At 72.4% G+C, this 1891-nt stretch carries 1 protein-coding gene; it reads right to left on the bottom strand.

From position 1 onward, the window contains the following. The coding region (locus CHC09_RS44775) for a polyketide synthase dehydratase domain-containing protein (protein WP_244911639.1) at nucleotides 1–1885 on the bottom strand (1885 nt) is incomplete at its 3' end. Between the last annotated feature and the right edge of the window lie 6 nt (nucleotides 1886–1891).

The raw sequence follows: 1891 nt of genomic DNA, 5'->3' as shown, positions 1-1891 counted from the left end.
CCAAACCACCCGTACCACCAGTCACCAACACCACCGAATCAGCACCGAAAACCGGCACAGAATCAGCAGCCGGAACCGCACGCACCAGGCGCGGAACGAGCAGCGCGCCGTCGCGTACGGCCACTTCGGGCTCGCCGGCGGCGAGCGCCGCCCGCAGCAGGCCGTCGGGGACCGGGGCATCGGCCGCCACGATCAGGAAGCGGCCGGGGCTCTCGTTCTCGGCCGAGCGGACCAGGCCGGCGATCGCGGCCTGGCCGGGATCGGTGCCCGTCACCACGACGAGGCGGGACGAGGCGAACCGGTGGTCGGCGAGCCAGTGCTGGGCCGCCGCGAGCACCGCGGTGACGTCCGCGGCCGGTGAGCCCGAATCGGGCGCGGTCAGGACGGCCGCGTCCGGGGACCCGGTGAGCCCGTCGACGTCCAGGCCGTCGACGTGGACGAGGGTCCCGTCCCATTCGGCGTCCGACGCCGGGCCCGCGGTCCAGTCCAGGCGGTAGAGGTGCTCGGCGGGCCGGGTCTCCAGTTGGCCGGCGGAGACGGCGCGGAAGGCGAGTTCGTCGATCACGACGACCGGGACCCCGGACGGGTCGGTGGCGGTCAGGGCGATCGCGTCACCGCCCGCGGGACTCAGGTGGACCCGCAGGTGGGTGGCGCCGGCCGCGTGCAGGGTGACGCCGTTCCAGGCGAAGGGCAGGCGGGCCTTTCCGTCGTCGGGGAACAGCTCGCCCAGGCCGATCGCGTGCAGGGCCGCGTCGAGCAGGGCGGGGTGCAGGCCGTACCCTCCGGCCTCGGCGTCTTCGGGGAGGGAGACCTCGGCGAAGACATCGGTGCCACGGCGCCAGGCGGCCCGCAGGCCGCGGAAGGCCGGGCCGTACGCGAAGCCCTGCTCGGCGGCGTTCGGATAGAGGTCGTCCACCGCGATCGCGCGGGCGCCGGCCGGCGGCCACTGGGTGTCGGCGAGCGCCGTCGCCCGCACCTGGGTGAGCAGGCCGGTGGCGTGACCGATCCAGCCGTCGCCGGACTGCGAGTAGATGGTGACCGAGCGACGGCCGCCGGACTCCGCGCCCACGACCACCCGCAGCACCACGGCGTCATCGTCGGCGATCACCAGCGGGGCCTGCAGGGTCAGTTCCTCGAGGTGGCCGTGGCCGACCTCGTCACCGGCCCGGATCGCCAGCTCGACGAAGCCGGTGCCGGGGAACAGCACCGACCCGAGCACGGTGTGATCGCGCAGCCAGGGCACGGTGCCGGTGGAGATGCGGCCGGTGAGCACGACCTCGCCCGACTTGGGGAGGGCGACCACGGCCGCCAGGAGCGGGTGGTCGGCCGCGGTGATGCCGGCCGAGGTGACGTCGCCGGTCGTGGCGAGGCGCAGCCAGTAGTGGTCGTGTTGGAAGGGGTAGGTCGGCAGGTCGACGGTCTGCCCGTCACGACCGGCGTAGAGAGCGGTCCAGTCAAGGTCGATGCCGCTTTCCCACAACCGCCCGATCGCCGTCAGCAGCGACTGCGGCTCGTCACGATCGCGACGCAACGCCGGTACGAACAGTGCGTCCACGCACTGCTGGCCCATCCCGGACAACACACCGTCCGGACCCAGCTCCAGGAACCGCGACACCCCCGCATCGGCCATGTAAGCGACCGAGTCGGCGAACCGGACCGCTTGACGCACGTGACGCACCCAGTACTCGGCATCGAACTGCTCGATCACCGCGCCGGTCACGTTCGACACCACCGCCAGCTGCGGACGCTGATACTCCAACTCCGCGGTGATGACACCGAACTCCGCCAGCATCGGTTCCATCAACGCGGAATGGAACGCGTGACTGACCGACAACCGGCGAGCCCGACGACCCTGCCCCTTCCACTCCTCGACCAACGCGTCCACAGCCGC

It is taken from the genome of Actinoplanes regularis (assembly GCF_900188005.1).
Classification (GTDB): Bacteria; Actinomycetota; Actinomycetes; order Mycobacteriales; family Micromonosporaceae; genus Actinoplanes; species Actinoplanes regularis.
The sequence above is the reverse complement of the archived record's forward strand: the minus strand, read 5'-3'. Positions and strand labels throughout refer to the sequence as shown.